We start from the raw sequence: 15,830 nt of genomic DNA on the forward strand, positions 1-15,830 counted from the left end.
CGAACCCGCGGGGCTACGACGAATGTAGGGCTGGATTGGCGCAACCGCTTGCAGGATAAGCTCTGCCGCGCGCCAACGATCGTCCTCAGTCGAAGCACCGCGGCGCTTGCAAGCAATCGCGGCATAAGCCGCCCGTGGGTTACTGTTGTTGGTGTAGCCATGACGCCCGATTTAAAGCCTGGCCTTCGCCATCTTCAAACCCTGCGTGTGGACGACACCCTGACGGTGCCCGCCATGACTCCGGCTTTCGCGGGTTTTGGCGACATGCCGCCGGTTTTCGCCACCGCATTCATGGTTGGCTTCATCGAGTGGGCGTGCATCGAGGCATTGCGTCCGTTCCTGTCCAGTCACGAAAGAACCGTCGGCACCCATGTCGACGTTAGCCACATAGCCGCCACGCCCGTGGGCATGACCGTCACCGCCGATGTCGAGCTCGTCGCCGTGGAGGGGCGAAAGCTGCGCTTCAAGGTGTCGTGTAGGGACGAGGGCGGACTGATCGGAGAAGGTTTCCACGAGCGCGCGGTGATAGACCATGACAAGTTCATGGCGCGCGTCCTGGCCAAATCGCGGCAGACCGGTTCCTCGCCACAGTGAGGCCGCAAAGCTTCCGCTTCAGTCAGCCTCCGCCATCTGGCGTAGCGTGAGGGACCAAGATGCCGTCGACCGAACTGCTCATTGCGTTTTTCGCCACCACCGCGATCTTCGCCTATATTCCCGGCCCTGCCATGCTTTACGCCGCCGCGCAGACCATGGCGCGGGGCCGCTGGTCGGGGCTGACGGCGGCTGTCGGCATCCATCTCGGCGGCTACGTGCATGTCTTTGCGGCCGCCGCAGGCCTGTCCGTCCTGTTCCATGCGGTGCCGCCGCTCTATTTAGCGGTCAAGCTCGGCGGCGTGCTCTATCTGATCTGGCTCGGCGTCTCCATGTTCCGCAAAAGGACGGATGGCGATACCACGCTGCCAGCCATCGAGCGGAAATCGGCCCGGCGCGCCTTTTTCGAAAGCATCACCGTCGAGGTGCTCAATCCGAAGACGGCGATCTTCTTCATGGCGTTCCTGCCGCAATTCATCGATGCTTCGGCTGCGTTCCCGGTCTGGCTGCAGTTCGTCATCTTGGGAACCATCGTCAACCTGATGTTTTCCTCCGCCGATATTGTTTGCGTATTCCTCGCCGGCGCGATGATTGCGCGGCTGCGGCGCTCGGGCCGGGCGCAGCGCCTGATGCAGCGCGCGGGCGGTGCCGTGCTGGTCGGCCTCGGTGTCCATGTCGCCCTGCAGAGGAGCTGATTGCCAAGCAGGTTCCGGCTGGGGCCGCCGGGCCTGCCGTTGCGCTCGCCCGATTTGCGGTATATCGGCATCGCTTTAAACAGCCCACGCCACAATTCCGGCGCTGAAACCTAATCAAGTCCGGGATTCTTCAGGCACACCGCGAGTGAGATGATCAAGCACAATCCGCCTTCTCCGGAACCTTTGCATCGCACCATCGCCCGGTTCGGCGACGTCACCGTGCTGGTCGTGGGCGATTTCATCCTCGACCGTTTCGTCAGCGGCGTGATCGAGCGCATCTCGCCGGAAGCCCCGATCCCCGTGCTGCATGGACGGGGCGAAACGTTGAACATGGGCGGCGCCGGCAATGTCGTTTCCAACATCGTTTCGCTGGGCGCGGCTGCGATCCCCGTGTCGGTGATCGGCGCCGACCATGCCGGCAACAATCTGATGCGGATGCTGAGCGAGATCGGCGTCGACACCGACGGGCTTGTGCAGCGCCAGGACCGCATGACCTCGTCTAAAAGCCGCTTCAGCGCCCTCAACCAGCAGGTGCTGCGTTTCGACGAGGAAGAGATCAAGCCGCTTACCTCTGCCGAACGGGCGAAGCTCATCGATCATTTCCAGGCGACGCTTGGCCGCGCCGACATCGTCATCCTTTCCGATTACGGCAAGGGTGTCCTGCTCGACGGCGTCGCCGGCGAGCTGATCGCGATCTGCCGCGACGCCGGCAAGCCGGTGCTGGTCGATCCGAAGGGGCGCGACTACGCGCGCTATGCCGGTGCGACGGCAGTGACGCCGAACCGCAAGGAGCTTGGCGAGGCGGTCGGGCGCAAGGTGTTCGGCGACGACGAGATCATGGCCGCGGCGCGCGACCTGATCGCCGCGCATGATTTCGAGTTCATCGTCGCGACGCGCAGCGAGAAGGGCATGAGCGTGGTCTCCGCCGAGGACGCTCGCCACATCTCCACCCAGGCGCGCGAAGTGTTCGACGTTTCCGGCGCCGGCGACACGGTTATTGCGAGCTTCGCGCTGTCGCTCGCCGCTGGCGCCGACCGCGTGCATGCCGCCGTCATCGCCAATGCGGCCGGCGGCGTCGTCGTGGGAAAGCGCGGCACCGCGCGCCTCAACGTCGAAGAATTGTCCGGCGCGCTGTTCCGCTCGCATGGGCCGACGGCCCATATCGATGCCATTCTTGACGCCAATGCCGCGGCCAGGATGGTGGCGGCATGGAAGGAAGAGGGGCTTACCGTCGGCTTCACCAATGGCTGTTTCGATATCCTCCATGCCGGCCATGTCAGCCTGCTGCATGCCGCCCGCAGCCAGTGCGACCGGCTGGTGCTCGGTCTCAACAGCGACGACTCGGTGCACCGGCTGAAAGGACCCGGACGTCCGGTCAACAACCAGCATGACCGCGCCTGCGTGCTGGCAGCACTCGCCTCGGTCGACGCCGTCGTCGTCTTCGAGGAGGATACGCCGCTCAAGCTGATCGAGACGCTGCTGCCCGACATCCTGGTCAAGGGCGCGGACTACACGATCGAGACCGTGGTCGGCGCCGATGTGGTGCAGAAGGCGGGCGGGCGCGTGGTGCTTGTCGATCTCGTCGCCGGCAAGAGCACGACGAACACGATCGGCAAGCTGCGTGCCGCAAACTGAGGGTCTCATGTCCGATTTGAACGATTATCTGGTCCGCTCCGCGGCGGCGATCTCGGCGATGGTCGAGCGTGACCTCACCGGCGAAATGGAACGGGCGGTGAGCACGGTCGTGGCGGCGCTCTCGCAGGGCAAGGCGCTGCTGATCTGCGGCAATGGCGGCTCGGCCAGCGATGCCATCCATATCGCGGGCGAGCTGGTTGGCCGCTTCCTGAAGGAGCGCAAGGCCTACAACGTTATCGCGCTGCCGGCCAACGCAGCGGTGCTGACCGCCTGGGGCAATGATTACGGCTTCGACACCGTGTTCTCGCGCCAGGTCGAGGCGCATGGCGCGGAGGGCGCGGTGCTGCTGGCGATCTCGACAAGCGGCAATTCGCAGAGCATCCTTGCCGCCGCCGAGCAGGCGCGGGCGATGGGCATGACGGTGATCAGCCTGACCGGCGAGACGGGCGGCAAGCTCAAGCCGCTGACCGACATCCTGCTCAACGTGCCGTCGACCTCGACGCCGATCATCCAGCAGGGGCATCTGTGCCTCTATCACCATCTCTGCGAGGCGGTCGAAGCGCGTCTCAGCAATGGCTGAGAGCGAAGGCTTTCCGCTGGCCGAGCCAGGCCTTTGGGTCGAGCGGATTGGTGACCGGAGCTTTCCAGCCGGCCGGCCGGCGCTGTTCCTCGATCGCGACGGCACGATCAATGTCGATACCGGCTATCCCGATGATCCGGCGGCCATGGCGCTGCGCGACGGCATCGCGCCGGTCATCGAGGCCGCGAACCAGCACGGCATTCCGGTGGTTGTCGTCACCAACCAGTCCGGCATCGCGCGCGGCTATTTCGGCTGGGATGCGTTCGCCAGGGTCAACAGGCGGGTGCTCGACCTATTGGCCGAGCAAAACGCGTTTGTCGACATGGTGCTTGCATGCGCTTATCACGAGGCCGGCACCGGCCCGCTGGCGATTGCCGACCATCCGATGCGCAAGCCCAATCCGGGCATGCTGCTGGAGGCGAGCCGGCGGCTCGGCCTGGATTTGAAGCGATCGCTGATCGTCGGCGATAAGCCTGCCGACATGGAAGCAGGCCGTCGGGCCGGCCTCGAGCGTGGCTGGCTCGTCGACGGCGAGGGCTCGACGATGGACGGGCTTTCGGTTTCGCCATTGCACGGCCCGGCGGACCTTGAGGAGTTGCTTGCCGCGATACGGTCACTCTGATCGCGGATTGATTCAAAACCCGGTGCTAAGCCCTTTGTTTGCGCGGGTAAATTTCCGCTAGCCGGCACATTAAGTTGGAAAGGCCACCAGCCCCTCGTCCTTGACGCGGCGGATAGTCAAAGCGGTGCGCACAGTGTCGACATTCGGGGCCGAAGCCAGTTCCTCGATGACGAAGGTCTGGAAGGTGCCGAGGTCGCTTGCCACGCAATGCAGCAGGAAGTCGGATTCGCCGGAGACCATCCAGGCGTCGCGCACGATCGGCCAGCCGCGCGTGCGCTCGGCGAAGGTCTTCAGTTCGGCATCGGCTTGATGGTGCAGGCCTATCAGGCAGAAGGCGACGACATCCATGCCGAGCGCCGGCGCGTTGAGGAGTGCTCGGTAACCGCGGATGATGCCGGCCTCTTCCAGCCGCCTGACTCGGCGCAGGCAAGGCGGCGCCGAGATGCCGACCCGGCTCGACAATTCGACATTGGTCATGCGCCCGTCGCTTTGCAATTCGCGCAGGATCTTCCAGTCGATGGCGTCGAGATCAGCTTTGAGCGGCATGGCGGTCTCAGTTTTGCGCAAGAATCTTTCGCAAATTTGTAATTAAACGACTTTTGTGTCCGCGCCAGCCCCTCTGCGAAGCGATTTTTCAGGCGTAACAAAAGCCGCGATTTTCGCGAATACCCTGTGGATCGCAGCTTTCCGGGGACGACGGCCCGTTCGTCTTGCTGCCGTGATGGGCAACCCTTACATTAACCGCGACAAACCACGGCCTTTGAGCCGCAGGGGACTTTTTTCATGAACATCAAGCACGCACCCGTTCTCATCATCGGTTCCGGCCCGGCCGGCTACACGGCGGCGGTCTATGCCGCCCGCGCCATGCTGAAGCCGATGCTGGTCGCCGGCCTGCAGCAGGGCGGCCAATTGATGATCACCACCGATGTCGAGAACTATCCGGGCTTCGCCGATCCGATCCAGGGCCCCTGGCTGATGGAGCAGATGCTGAAGCAGGCTGAGCATGTCGGCACCGATATCATCAACGACATCATCACCGAGGTCGACCTCAATGTCCGGCCGTTCCGCGCCACCGGCGATTCCGGCACGGTCTACACGGCCGATGCGCTGATCATCGCCACCGGCGCGCAGGCCAAGTGGCTAGGCATCCCGTCGGAGCAGACCTTCATGGGCTTCGGCGTTTCGGCCTGCGCCACCTGCGACGGCTTCTTCTATCGTGGCAAGGACGTCGCGGTGATCGGCGGCGGTAATTCCGCGGTCGAGGAAGCGCTCTATCTGTCGAACCTCGCCAAAAGCGTCACCGTCATCCATCGGCGCAGCGATTTCCGCGCCGAGCGCATCCTGCGCGAGCGGCTGCTTGCGAAGGACAATGTCCGTGTCATCTGGGACACGGTGGTGGACGAGATCACCGGACGCCCGGGCAAGGCGCCGCTTCCGCCCTCCGTCGAGGGCCTGACGCTGCGCAATGTCGTGACCGGCCAGGAATCGAAACTGCCGGTCGACGGTGTGTTCGTCGCGATCGGCCATGCGCCGGCGGTCGAGCTCTTCGTCGGCAAGCTGAAGCAGAAGCCGAACGGCTATCTGTGGACGGCGCCGGATTCGACCCGCACCGACGTGCCCGGCGTGTTCGCCGCAGGCGATGTCACCGACGATGTCTACCGCCAGGCAGTGACGGCGGCGGGGCTTGGCTGCATGGCGGCGCTGGAGGCGGAAAAATATCTGGCGGGCATCGAGGTTCACCGCGAAGCCGCGGAATGATAAATCGGCGGAGAAAAGCCGTTTAAAAGCCTGATTTTTCATTCAGACGCCAAAGGCAACGCGAGGGGAATCATGGCGCTGGACTGGGATAAGCTACGCGTATTTCACGCAGCGGCGGAGGCTGGGTCGTTCACCCATGCCGCCGAGACGCTGCATCTGTCGCAATCGGCCATCTCGCGGCAGGTCAGCGCACTGGAGCATGATGTCGGCGTAGCACTGTTCCACCGCCATGCGCGCGGCCTGGTGCTGACCGAGCAGGGCGAGATGCTGTTCCGCACAGCGCATGACGTGCTGATGAAGCTGGAAACCATCAAGACGCGGTTGACCGAGACCAAGGACCGGCCGTCGGGCGTGCTCAGGGTAACGACCACGGTGGGCCTGGGCGCCGGCTGGCTGACCGAGCGCGTGCAGGAATTCATCGAGCTCTATCCTGAGATCAGCCTGCAACTGATCCTGGCCAACGAGGAGCTCGACCTGACCATGCGCCAGGCCGATTGCGCGATCCGGCTGCGCCAGCCTCAGCAGCCCGACCTGATCCAGCGCCGGCTGTTCACGGTGCATTTCCATCTTTACGCGGCGCCGTCCTACATCGCCAAGTTCGGCAGGCCGGCCTCGATAGCCGAGCTCAGGAACCATCGCATCGTCACTTTCGGCGTGCCGGTGCCTTCGCATCTGTCGGAGCTGAACTGGCTTGAGACGGTCGGCGATTTCGAGGGCGCGCAGCGGGTACCGACGCTGCAGATCAACGACATCCTGTCGATCAAGCGGGCGGTGCAGGGCGGCGCGGGCATCGCCATGCTGCCGGACTATGTGATCAACAAGGACTCGAACCTGGTGCAGCTGCTGCCGGAGACCGAGGTGCCGTCCTTCGACACCTATTTCGCCTATCCCGACGCGATGAAGAACCAGGCGAAGCTGCACGTTTTTCGCGATTTTGTCATCGCGAAGGCACGCAGTTGGTCTTACTGAATGGCCGGTCGAGACTACTGCCCGCGCCAGGGTGTGAAGCGGGGCAGCCAGCCGGGCACGGCGCGGCGGTAGGCCTCGTATTCTCCGCCATAGCGCTGGGCGAGCGTCGGCTCTTCATAGAGCTTGACGAAGGAGATCATCGCCGCAGCGGCGATCAGACCGTAGACCAGGAGCGCCCAACTCGAAAAGATCAGTGCCTGGCCAAGGATGATCGCCAGCACAGCCACGTACATTGGGTTGCGGACATGGCGGTAGATGCCGCCGACCACCAGCTTCTCGGTAGGCGCCACCGGCGCCGGCGTGCCTAGACCTTCAAGCGCGAAGCGGGCGAAGGCATGAAGCAGGATCGCGGTCGCCACGACCACCAGGATCGAGCCGGCAGCCACGAAGCCCCGTACCACCGACAGTGGCGCGTGGTAGCCGTCGGTCAGCAGCCACGGCACCAGCCCGGCAACGACGCCCGGCGCGACGACCAGAAACAGCGCGCTGCCGGCGATTGCTGAAAAACTACGCATTCGGGGACTCCTGCCGCAAAAATAAACTTGGCGTGCCAAAGTCGGCATCATTTTGCCGATTTACGCGGTTCAGAGCAAAATTGGCTGCATTTTGCATTACAGCAGTCACTTTTGATCCAAAAATACGGCGGAATCGCCCTATTTTTCTGGTCCTATGGCTTCCTCGAATAGGTTGGACCACAGCCTGCGTCTTTTTGCATGCGTGTGTTGCAAAATAGATGCTTGTTTCTTGGGCATGATGAGCACATATATAGTCACATCTCCGGGGCGCGTTCTCCTCCCATTAGCGCCCTTGAGTGTTCCCCTCTGGAGGTTAGCCCTAATCGGCACTTCCAATCAAACTCAGCCGGATCTTTATTGATCCGGCTTTTTTGTTGCCCGCGCGCTTTCGAGCCGGCAAAACACGACCAGATCCGCCACGTAACAGTGACATGTAACATCGGGTAACATGTCGCAGACGCAGTCTATGGTTTAAGTAGATTATAGGACGCGGTTGGTCGGTTCGAGAGATGGGGGCATCACTCGAAATGGCCGGGCTCAGGCAGCTACCGCGTCCGAACCATTTTTTCCGGATGCGGCGGACCAGCTGTTGCCTCCCAGGAAAACGGTCCGCAATAGAACGGCGTCCGGGCGAACCGGACGCCGTTTTCATATCTCCAACAGTCAGGCAGACCGATTTGTTCAGGCAGCCTTGCCGTTGGCGTTCATCGCTTCGTCGGCGAGCCGACCGGTGAGCTCGGCCATATGGTCGAAAGCGGCCTTGTAGCTGGCGACACCGGCGGTGGCCGAGCGCAGCTCGATGATCAAGTCACCGATTTCGGCCTGCGGCATGGTCGCTTCGACAACGTCCCAGCCCGGCCAGTCCGGCCGCGCGTCATAGCCGAGGATCTGGCCGCGCCGCTGCGGGATCAGCGCGATGATCTTCGAGGTCGCGTCGGAAGGCGTGACGATCTCGACCTTCATGATCGGCTCCAGCAGGACCGGCGAGCAGGCAGCCATGCCTTCCTTCATCGCCAGCTTGGCCGCCATCTGGAAGGCCATGTCGGAGGAGTCCACGGCGTGGTAGGAGCCGTCCGACAGGTTGACGGCAACGTCGACGACCGGGAAGCCGAGCGGGCCCGTCTTCAGATAGTCGCGAATGCCCGTCTCGACCGACTGGATATAGGTCTTCGGCACCACGCCGCCGGTGATGGTGTCGGAGAACTGGAAGCCGGAACCGCGCGGCAGCGGCTTGATCTCGATCACCACATCGCCGAACTGGCCGTGGCCGCCGGACTGCTTCTTGTGGCGGCCGCGCTGCTGCGTTCCTTTGCGGATCGTCTCCCTGTAAGGCACCGCCGGTGCATGGCCCTCGATCGGAATCTGGTTCTTGCCCTCGAGGCGTTCGCGCACCACGCGCAGATGCATCTCGCCGTGGCCCGACAGGACGGTTTCGGCGGAGTCCTGGTTGTGGCGCAGGCTGAGCGATGGGTCTTCCTCGGCCAGCCGCTGGATCGCGGCCGACATCTTGACCTCATCCTTGCGCTCCTTGGGGCGAAGCGCGAAGGCGAAGACGGGCTGCGGCGGCTCGAGCGTGGCCAATGGCCGGATGCCACCCTTGGCCGAACTCAGCGTCTGGCCGGTCTTGACGTTGTCGAGCTTGCCGAGCGCGACAGTGTCGCCCGCCTTGGCGGATGTCTGCTTGATCTGGTCCTTGCCGAGCATCCGGTAGATGCCGGATACCTTCGTCGTGTCGCCGTTGGAAAGGAAAAGCTCGGCCGCGTCGGCCAACTGGCCTGAAAGCACGCGCGACACCGAAAGCTTGCCGCCATGCGCGGTGTGAATGGTCTTCATCACCTGCACCACCGTCTGGCCTTCCGGCGCGCCGAGGCGCTTCCTCGTCGCCTCGATGTCCGGCGCGTCGTGGCGAATGGCTTTCAACAGGCGCAGCACGCCATTGCCCTTCTCGGCCGTGCCGATCAGCACCGGCGTCACCGCGCCGGCGCGCAGATCGGCCGAAAGATCGTCGAAGATCGCGTCCTTTGGCGGTTCGATCTCCTCCAGCAATTGCTCCATCAGGTGATCGTCGTGATCGGCAAGCGTCTCCAGCATGGAGAAACGCGCTTCCAGCTCGCGCGCCTTGTCGTCATTCGGGATCTCGGCGACCTGGCTTTCGGCGTATTCGCGATAGATGTAGGCGCGCTCCAGCGCCAGATCGATCGAGCCGATGACGATGCCGTCCTTGCGCACCGGGATCTGGCGCAACAGCAACGGTACCGAACTTGCCGGCTGCAGCATCTTCAGCGTCTCGCGCACGCCTGCAATCGCCTTATCGACCTTGTTGAGGAACAGGATGCGCGGAATGGCGAGATCGTCGAGCTTGCGCATGATGAGCTGCAGCGCCGGGATCTTCTTCTCGTCGGCCTCGGCGACGACGACCGCGAGGTCGCAAGCGGCAAGCACTGGCTCGGCCTCGAAGGCGAATTCGATGGAGCCGGGGCAATCAACGAAGGTGATCTGCTCGCCCATGAAATCGGTGGTGGCGAAGGTCGCCTCGACGCTCATGGCGTGGGCGCGGGCTTCGGGCGAATGATCGGAGACGGTGTTGCCCGATGAAACGGGTGACTGGCGGGGAATGGCGCCCGTGCGGGCGAGAATTGCTTCGAGAAGTGTCGTCTTACCGCTTGCAAAGGGACCGACTATGGCGATGCATTTCGGTCCCGTGCGTCGTCCTCCGGCGCGAGTACCCATGGCTGACCTCCACTCAGGCGTTTCCCAAGAGAGCGATCAGCAAAAGTGGAAAACGGTTTTTGCGTCCGATCGCACCCTGTGCAGAGCGGCGGCCGGCCTGTTCGGCCGTCGCGAGCGGGGTTTATCCACCCCTTCCCAAGGCCATCGTCACACGGGTTTGCCGGGAGGGCAAGAGAAATAGGATGTTCGCCGGCTTGGGTTCGTCAGGCCGCGATTTCCTCGTTGTCAGCCCGTGAGAGCAAGACCACGACCGCTAAAAAGCCAAGCTGGCACCTGCCAATTGGGCCCGTTCGCGCCACCCATTGATGATGTGGTTGAGAAGCCAGAACCGGAAGATGTCGATAAAGGCTCAGCTGGCCTCGGTTCGGCGCACCGGCCTGGCTGCGCTCTGCTTGACCACCCTCTCGGCAAAGCATAACAGCAGCGGATTGAACAGGTCCGGCTTTTCCCAGAACGGCGCATGGCCGGTGCCGGATATGACATGGCACCGTTCCCACAGCGAGGCGTAGGCCAGTGTCTCGAAGTAGCTCAGGCGCACGAGCGGGTCATGCTCTCCATTGATCACCGCGACCGGGAACGGGGCATTCTCAACCACCTGCTTCTGGTCGGCGCCCTTGCCGGCAAACATGCCGAACGCCACGCCCGAGCGCAGCCTGCCGTCGGTGCGCCTTATGGCCTCGCGGAAAGACGGACTTGCGCTGTCGCCGAAGCAAAACGCCTCAAAGCGCTCGATGTCGCGTTCGGAGTAAACCTTCTTGGAGGTGAGCAGCATGTCCCAGTTGGCATGAAAGGCACGCAACATGCCGAGCGGTCCCCTCGACACCGGCGGCGCCCCGGTCAACACAAGACCGTTCACCGCGTGATGGAAGCTGGCAAGTTCAATCGCTACATGGCCGCCGAGCGACCAGCCGAAGATGATGGCGTGGCCGATGTCCAGGGTATCCAGAAGGTGGGCTGTGGTCTGGGCGAGGCCGGTGATCGTATAGGTTGCGGCTGGGTCGCGAGCATCGGAGGAGTCGCCATGGCCGGGAAGGTCGAAAGCGATCAGCCGGTGGGCATCGGCGAGTGGACTGTCGAACTGACGCGCAAACACGGCGCGCGAACTTCCCGAGCCGTGGATCATGACGATGGGCATGCCGGATCCAGACGACTGGCTGAGGCGCAAATCGGCCTGCGGCGTGCGGATCGTGCGGTCAGTGACGCTCATACTGTATTAAATCCTCGGATTTGGCTGGTGGCCAACATCGCATCCGGGGCTCTATATCTTCTTTAAGCATGTGGTTAAGAGAGGGTTCCTGGAAATAAACGGCCGGCGCGTGGCTACCGGCTGGATGGCAAGCACCGCGGAAACCCCCTATGATGGAACCACTCCTCGATCTTCTCGTCTCGATATGCAGCATCGCGACCATTGGCCAATATGTCTGGTCGATGCGGGCGCATTTCCAATTGCAGGCCATGTTTCCAGGCGCCATGGTGATTTCAGCAGTGGTGATTGCTACGGCGCTTTTCTTTCTCGCAATCCTGTGGATCCAATCGCAGCCGGTTCCGGCAAAGCTCGCCGGGCTCGCCGTCGAACTGGCAAGCTCTGTCCTCTTCTGGTGGGCGATCGTCACCTCGCGGAGGGCGCGGCTGCATTTCGCCTTCGCGCCCGATAATCCGCACAGCCTGCTGACCGATGGTCCCTACCGCTATATCCGCCACCCTTTCTACTCATCATACATCATTTTCTGGATCGGATGGGGGATCGCGACCTGGTCGATCTGGGCCGTGGTGCCGGTCGCAGGGATCACCGTCCTCTATGTGGTTGCCGCGCTCGGCGAAGAAAAGAAGTTTTCGCGTACGCTGTTGGCGAGCGATTACCAGGCGTATCGGGGTCGAGCCGGCCTGTTCTGGCCGCGGCTGGGGTGGTAGCCGACACCAAGGCAGGGTTGCCCAACGGAAGGATTGCCAGATGAAGATCATTGCGTGCGGCAGTGTGCCGACGATCATCGCGCCGGGGACCTATTTCACCGGACGGGTGCTGCAGACGCCGATCATCGAGAAAGAGGCGCCGGCGCGGCTCAGAGCGACGCTGGTCAGTTTCGAGCCCGGCGCGCGCACTTACTGGCACACGCATCCGCTCGGGCAGACACTCTATGTCACGGCCGGCGCCGGACTTGCCCAGACCTGGGGCGAGCCGATCCAGACGATCAGGGCAGGGGACGTCATCTCCTTCGCGCCGGGCGAGAAACACTGGCACGGCGCCGGATGGAAAACCGCCATGACCCATATCGCCATGCAGGAGGCACTGGACGGCGTCCATGCCGATTGGCTCGAGCAGGTTTCCGACGAGCAATATGGCGGTTAGGATGAACCCGACAAAAAAACCCGGCGTGACGCCGGGTTCTTCGCGTTCGGCGCTTCTTGCGCCGTTCAGGTCAGCGATGCGGTGAAGCGCTGGATGCGCGTGCAGGCTTCCTCCAGCAAGGTTTCCGACGTCGCGTAGGAGATGCGGAAATTCGGACCGAGGCCGAAGGCCGAGCCGAACACCACCGCCACGCCTTCGGCGTCGAGCAGTTCCGAGCAGAAGGCTTCGTCGGTGTCGATCGCCTTGCCGGCCTTGGTCTTCTTGCCGATCAGCTCGGCGCAGGACGGGTAGACATAGAAGGCGCCTTCGGGCGAGGGGCAGGAGATGCCGCGCGCCTGGTTGAGCATCGAGACGACGAGGTCGCGCCGGCCCTGGAAGATCGCCTTGTTCTTCGCAATGAAGTCCTGCGGCCCGTTGAGCGCTTCGACGGATGCCCATTGCGCGATGGTGCAGGCGCCCGAGGTCTGCTGGCCCTGGATCATGTCCATCGCCTTGATCAGCGGCACCGGGCCGGCGGCGTAGCCGATGCGCCAGCCGGTCATGGCATAGGCTTTCGACACGCCGTTCATCGTCAGCGTGCGCTCGTAGAGGTTCGGCTCGACCTCGGCGATGGTCTTGAAGACGAAGTCGCCATAGGTCAGATGCTCATACATGTCGTCGGTCAGCGTCCAGACATGCGGATGCTTGAGCAGCACATCGGCCAGCGCCCTGAGCTCGGCCTCCGTGTAGGCGGCGCCCGACGGGTTGGACGGCGAATTCATCAACAGCCATTTGGTCTTCGGCGTGATCGCCTTTTCCAGCACATCCGCCGTCAATTTGAAGCCGTTGTCGATCGAGGTGTCGGCGAAGACCGACGTGCCGCCGCAGATCGCCACCATTTCCGGATAGCTCACCCAGTAGGGGCGGGGGATGATGACCTCGTCGCCGGGGTTCAGCGTCGCCATGAACGCGTTGAACAGGATCTGCTTGCCGCCGGTGCCGACGATGGTCTGCTCGGGCCGGTATTCGAGATTGTTCTCGCGCTTGAATTTCTTTGCGATCGCCTCGCGCAGCGGCACGATGCCCGACACCGGCGGGTACTTGGTCTCGCCACGGCGGATCGCCTCGATCGCCGCGTTCTTGATGTTGTCGGGCGTGTCGAAGTCCGGCTCGCCGGCGCCGAGGCCGATCACGTCACGGCCGGCATTTTTCAGCTCGCGCGCTTTCTGCGTCACCGCGATGGTCGCGGAAGGCTTAACGCGGGAAAGGGCGTCGGCAAGAAAGGCCATGACAAAATGTCTCCTAGGAAGCGGCCAGGAGCGGCCGCGGCGCCTCTCATGTCGCATCATCGCGCCAAGCGCAAGCATTGTGCGATGAGCCAGAGGTCAAGGAGACGTGACCAAAGTCAGCCTGCGTGAGCGGCAACGCTAAATTCATCAACGGCCGGTAAACCCTTGGCTGGCAGGATCGCAGATCGGATTGCGCCAATTCGCGGAGCGAGAAACCTTGTCGCGCAGCATCGGACTTGCCCACATCATCCGTCATGATGACGGCACCTCAACCGGTGTCTGGGGCATCTACACGCTGCAAAGCGCGTTCCAGCCGATCTTCGCCTTCAAGGAGGGCAAGCTTTCGGTCGCCGCGTTCGAGGGGCTGATCCGGCCGTTCCGCGACGGCGAGCCGCAGTCGCCGACGGCGTTCTTCGGCACCTGCCCGGCGGCCGACCGGCTGCACATCGAGGCGCTGACACGCACGCTGCATCTTTTGAACGCCGGTGCCTGCCTGCCGCAGGAGGCGTCCATCTTCATCAATTTCGACCCGTCGGTGTTCACCGATCGCAGCATTGCCGACAAGGCATTGCGCGATATGCGGCTGGTGCTGCACGAAGCCGGTATCGATCCGCGCCGCATCGTTTGCGAGGTGACCGAGCAGAAGTCGGCCTCGCAGGAAGCGCTTTACGGTTTCGTCGAGGCGCTGAGGGCCAATGGCTTCCGCATCGCGGTGGACGACTATGGCGCCGATGAATCCGACATCCACCGGATCAAGGAACTGAAGCCGGACATCGTCAAGTTCGATGCGCAGTGGATCACGCATCTGATGGAGTCCGGCGCCGGCTTCGCGTTGCTGACGGCCATGGTGAAGGGCTTCGAAACCCAGGGCATCCACACCGTCTTCGAAGGTCTCGAGGAAGGCTGGCAACTGGAGCTTGCCGAGAAAGCCGGCGCTTCCATGGTACAAGGCTATGTGCTTGCCCGGCCCGAACTTGCGCCCACCAGCTTTCGCGGCTTCGTGCAGCCTCCGGCCGAAGAGAGCACGGTATCGGCTGCCTCAAGCCCTACGGCTCCGGCGACGCGGTCGCGGCCGGCAAGGGTATTCGGGCGCAAGGTCGCGCCATGAACGAAAAGCATGAGAGACGGCGCAACGTCGCCAAGGCGATCTTCGCCGACGAGATCGGCCTTCAGTTCGGCATCTATGGCGATTTCCGGCTGTGGAGCGCCTATCAGCCGATTTTCGCCCCGGAGGACAGGGTGCTCAGGGCGGTCGCCGTCGAGGGGCTGATCGAGCCGCGCCGCATCGCCGAGCCGGTGGCCCCATCGATCTTCTTCGGCGGCGTTCCCGCATCCGACCGGCTGTATGTCGAAACGATGTGCCGGATGCTGCATCTCGGCAATTACCGCAACGTCGGCCTCGAGGGGCTCACGCTGTTCTTCAACTACAATCCGATGATCAACGACCATCTCGGGCGGGCGCTGGCCGAAATCCGGCTCATGACAAGGCATCTCGGCGACTTCGCGCTGGAGCCGGGCCTGCTGGTCTGCGAGATCACCGAACAAGCGGCCGACGATCACGTTCTTGCCAGCCTAGTGCGCGAAATGCGGCGCGACGGCATCCGTATCGCCATCGACGATTTCGGCACCGGCCATTCCACCGAGGCGCGCATCAATCTGCTCGCGCCCGACATCGTCAAGATCGACGGCGCCTGGTTCGGCGCGCTCTGCCGCCACGCCGCCGCCGAGCGCTTCTTCCGGCCATTGGTGGGCATGCTGCAGGAGCGCGGCGCCAAAGTGCTGGTCGAGGGCATCGAGAATGCCCAGCACTTGCGCGTCGCGCTCGAGGGCGGCGCCGACCTGCTGCAGGGTTTCCATCTCGCCCGCCCGGCGCTCGCAGGCACGATCTTCAAGGAAGAGCCGCTTTCCGTCGATGACCTGCTCGACGCCGGCGACAAGGTTGTGCCCCTGCACCAGCAACGCTGATGCTGGATCCGAAAGACACATCAGCGTTGCTGATGGTTTTTCGCAAAAACAAATCACTGGATGGGGCCTGGCCGCGCGCGTTAAAGCATGTCTCCCGAAGTGGGAACCGGTTTCGGGATAAAGACATGCGTAAAATCAAGACCTAAAGCGCATGG

General features: G+C 63.2%; 16 protein-coding genes. 11 read left to right on the plus strand and 5 right to left on the minus strand.

The window, feature by feature from the left end; genetic code table 11:
• Window positions 1-48: 48 nt before the first annotated feature.
• The 5 genes from CK230_RS11935 (at window position 49) to CK230_RS11955 (ending at window position 4,123) form a co-directional block, all read left to right on the plus strand.
• The gene (locus tag CK230_RS11935; protein WP_210201477.1) at window positions 49-594 is read left to right on the plus strand and encodes a thioesterase family protein; all 546 of its coding nucleotides are present in this window, start codon (window positions 49-51) and stop codon (window positions 592-594) included.
• Between the two features lie 59 nt (window positions 595-653).
• Window positions 654-1,286 (plus strand): LysE family translocator, encoded by a 633-nt coding sequence (locus tag CK230_RS11940; RefSeq protein WP_095817342.1) that lies wholly within the window; start codon window positions 654-656, stop codon window positions 1,284-1,286.
• A gap of 150 nt (window positions 1,287-1,436) precedes the next feature.
• A complete protein-coding gene (rfaE1, locus tag CK230_RS11945) occupies window positions 1,437-2,921 on the plus strand; it encodes a D-glycero-beta-D-manno-heptose-7-phosphate kinase (RefSeq protein ID WP_095817343.1) in 1,485 nt (494 codons plus the stop codon).
• Between the two features lie 7 nt (window positions 2,922-2,928).
• A complete protein-coding gene (locus CK230_RS11950; protein WP_095817344.1) occupies window positions 2,929-3,501 on the plus strand; it encodes an SIS domain-containing protein in 573 nt (190 codons plus the stop codon).
• Window positions 3,494-4,123 carry an HAD family hydrolase gene (locus tag CK230_RS11955; protein WP_095817345.1) on the plus strand — a complete coding sequence of 210 codons (630 nt, stop codon included), beginning with the start codon at window positions 3,494-3,496 and terminating at the stop codon, window positions 4,121-4,123. Before CK230_RS11950 ends, CK230_RS11955 begins: the two co-directional genes overlap by 8 nt.
• A 69-nt stretch (window positions 4,124-4,192) precedes the next feature.
• Here CK230_RS11955 and CK230_RS11960 read toward each other — a convergent pair whose 3' ends face one another.
• Entirely contained in the window at window positions 4,193-4,669 is a 477-nt protein-coding gene (locus CK230_RS11960; protein ID WP_095817346.1) for an Lrp/AsnC family transcriptional regulator, read from the minus strand.
• A gap of 237 nt (window positions 4,670-4,906) precedes the next feature.
• On the opposite strand from CK230_RS11960, the gene trxB reads away from it, so the two are divergent.
• Complete coding sequence (gene trxB / locus CK230_RS11965) at window positions 4,907-5,881, plus strand: thioredoxin-disulfide reductase (RefSeq protein WP_095817347.1); 975 nt, start codon at window positions 4,907-4,909, stop codon at window positions 5,879-5,881.
• A gap of 72 nt (window positions 5,882-5,953) precedes the next feature.
• Window positions 5,954-6,850, plus strand: coding sequence for a LysR family transcriptional regulator (locus CK230_RS11970; protein ID WP_042646207.1), 897 nt, complete (start codon window positions 5,954-5,956; stop codon window positions 6,848-6,850).
• A gap of 14 nt (window positions 6,851-6,864) precedes the next feature.
• Here the strand turns inward: CK230_RS11970 and CK230_RS11975 are convergent, their stop codons facing one another.
• The 3 genes from CK230_RS11975 to CK230_RS11985 all read right to left on the minus strand — a co-directional run bounded on the left by CK230_RS11975 (window position 6,865) and on the right by CK230_RS11985 (window position 11,302).
• On the minus strand, window positions 6,865-7,365 hold the full coding sequence (locus CK230_RS11975; protein WP_095817348.1) for an isoprenylcysteine carboxylmethyltransferase family protein: 501 nt from the start codon (window positions 7,363-7,365) through the stop codon (window positions 6,865-6,867).
• A 681-nt stretch (window positions 7,366-8,046) separates the two neighbouring features.
• Window positions 8,047-10,095 (minus strand): elongation factor G, encoded by a 2,049-nt coding sequence (locus CK230_RS11980; RefSeq protein WP_095817349.1) that lies wholly within the window; start codon window positions 10,093-10,095, stop codon window positions 8,047-8,049.
• Window positions 10,096-10,444: 349 nt separating this feature from the next.
• Window positions 10,445-11,302, minus strand: coding sequence for an alpha/beta hydrolase (locus tag CK230_RS11985; RefSeq protein WP_095817350.1), 858 nt, complete (start codon window positions 11,300-11,302; stop codon window positions 10,445-10,447).
• 152 nt (window positions 11,303-11,454) lie between these two features.
• Between CK230_RS11985 and CK230_RS11990 the strand changes: the two genes are divergently transcribed.
• Together CK230_RS11990 and CK230_RS11995 are read left to right on the plus strand one after the other, a co-directional pair.
• Entirely contained in the window at window positions 11,455-12,006 is a 552-nt protein-coding gene (locus CK230_RS11990; protein ID WP_095817508.1) for an isoprenylcysteine carboxylmethyltransferase family protein, read from the plus strand.
• Between the two features lie 40 nt (window positions 12,007-12,046).
• The gene (locus CK230_RS11995; RefSeq protein WP_095817351.1) at window positions 12,047-12,442 is read left to right on the plus strand and encodes a cupin domain-containing protein; all 396 of its coding nucleotides are present in this window, start codon (window positions 12,047-12,049) and stop codon (window positions 12,440-12,442) included.
• A gap of 65 nt (window positions 12,443-12,507) precedes the next feature.
• Here CK230_RS11995 and CK230_RS12000 read toward each other — a convergent pair whose 3' ends face one another.
• Complete coding sequence (locus CK230_RS12000) at window positions 12,508-13,710, minus strand: pyridoxal phosphate-dependent aminotransferase (RefSeq protein ID WP_095817352.1); 1,203 nt, start codon at window positions 13,708-13,710, stop codon at window positions 12,508-12,510.
• A 217-nt stretch (window positions 13,711-13,927) separates the two neighbouring features.
• On the opposite strand from CK230_RS12000, the gene CK230_RS12005 reads away from it, so the two are divergent.
• Both CK230_RS12005 and CK230_RS12010 read left to right on the plus strand, forming a co-directional pair.
• Window positions 13,928-14,818 carry an EAL domain-containing protein gene (locus CK230_RS12005; RefSeq protein WP_095817353.1) on the plus strand — a complete coding sequence of 297 codons (891 nt, stop codon included), beginning with the start codon at window positions 13,928-13,930 and terminating at the stop codon, window positions 14,816-14,818.
• A complete protein-coding gene (locus tag CK230_RS12010; RefSeq protein ID WP_095817354.1) occupies window positions 14,815-15,675 on the plus strand; it encodes an EAL domain-containing protein in 861 nt (286 codons plus the stop codon). The genes CK230_RS12005 and CK230_RS12010 overlap by 4 nt, the downstream gene beginning before the upstream one ends.
• Window positions 15,676-15,830 lie beyond the last annotated feature (155 nt).

This window comes from Mesorhizobium sp. WSM3859 (assembly GCF_002295065.1).
GTDB lineage: Bacteria > Pseudomonadota > Alphaproteobacteria > Rhizobiales > Rhizobiaceae > Mesorhizobium.

What these genes read in the sequence shown, in the direction of transcription:
- CK230_RS11940 (WP_095817342.1), top strand. Translation starts at nt 654, where the DNA reads ATGCCGTCGACCGAACTGCTCATTGCGTTTTTCGCCACCACCGCGATC.
- rfaE1 (WP_095817343.1), top strand. Translation starts at nt 1,437, where the DNA reads ATGATCAAGCACAATCCGCCTTCTCCGGAACCTTTGCATCGCACCATC.
- CK230_RS11950 (WP_095817344.1), top strand. Translation starts at nt 2,929, where the DNA reads ATGTCCGATTTGAACGATTATCTGGTCCGCTCCGCGGCGGCGATCTCG.
- CK230_RS11955 (WP_095817345.1), top strand. Translation starts at nt 3,494, where the DNA reads ATGGCTGAGAGCGAAGGCTTTCCGCTGGCCGAGCCAGGCCTTTGGGTC.
- CK230_RS11960 (WP_095817346.1), bottom strand. Translation starts at nt 4,669, where the DNA reads ATGCCGCTCAAAGCTGATCTCGACGCCATCGACTGGAAGATCCTGCGC.
- trxB (WP_095817347.1), top strand. Translation starts at nt 4,907, where the DNA reads ATGAACATCAAGCACGCACCCGTTCTCATCATCGGTTCCGGCCCGGCC.
- CK230_RS11970 (WP_042646207.1), top strand. Translation starts at nt 5,954, where the DNA reads ATGGCGCTGGACTGGGATAAGCTACGCGTATTTCACGCAGCGGCGGAG.
- CK230_RS11975 (WP_095817348.1), bottom strand. Translation starts at nt 7,365, where the DNA reads ATGCGTAGTTTTTCAGCAATCGCCGGCAGCGCGCTGTTTCTGGTCGTC.
- CK230_RS11980 (WP_095817349.1), bottom strand. Translation starts at nt 10,095, where the DNA reads ATGGGTACTCGCGCCGGAGGACGACGCACGGGACCGAAATGCATCGCC.
- CK230_RS11985 (WP_095817350.1), bottom strand. Translation starts at nt 11,302, where the DNA reads ATGAGCGTCACTGACCGCACGATCCGCACGCCGCAGGCCGATTTGCGC.
- CK230_RS11990 (WP_095817508.1), top strand. Translation starts at nt 11,455, where the DNA reads ATGGAACCACTCCTCGATCTTCTCGTCTCGATATGCAGCATCGCGACC.
- CK230_RS11995 (WP_095817351.1), top strand. Translation starts at nt 12,047, where the DNA reads ATGAAGATCATTGCGTGCGGCAGTGTGCCGACGATCATCGCGCCGGGG.
- CK230_RS12000 (WP_095817352.1), bottom strand. Translation starts at nt 13,710, where the DNA reads ATGGCCTTTCTTGCCGACGCCCTTTCCCGCGTTAAGCCTTCCGCGACC.
- CK230_RS12010 (WP_095817354.1), top strand. Translation starts at nt 14,815, where the DNA reads ATGAACGAAAAGCATGAGAGACGGCGCAACGTCGCCAAGGCGATCTTC.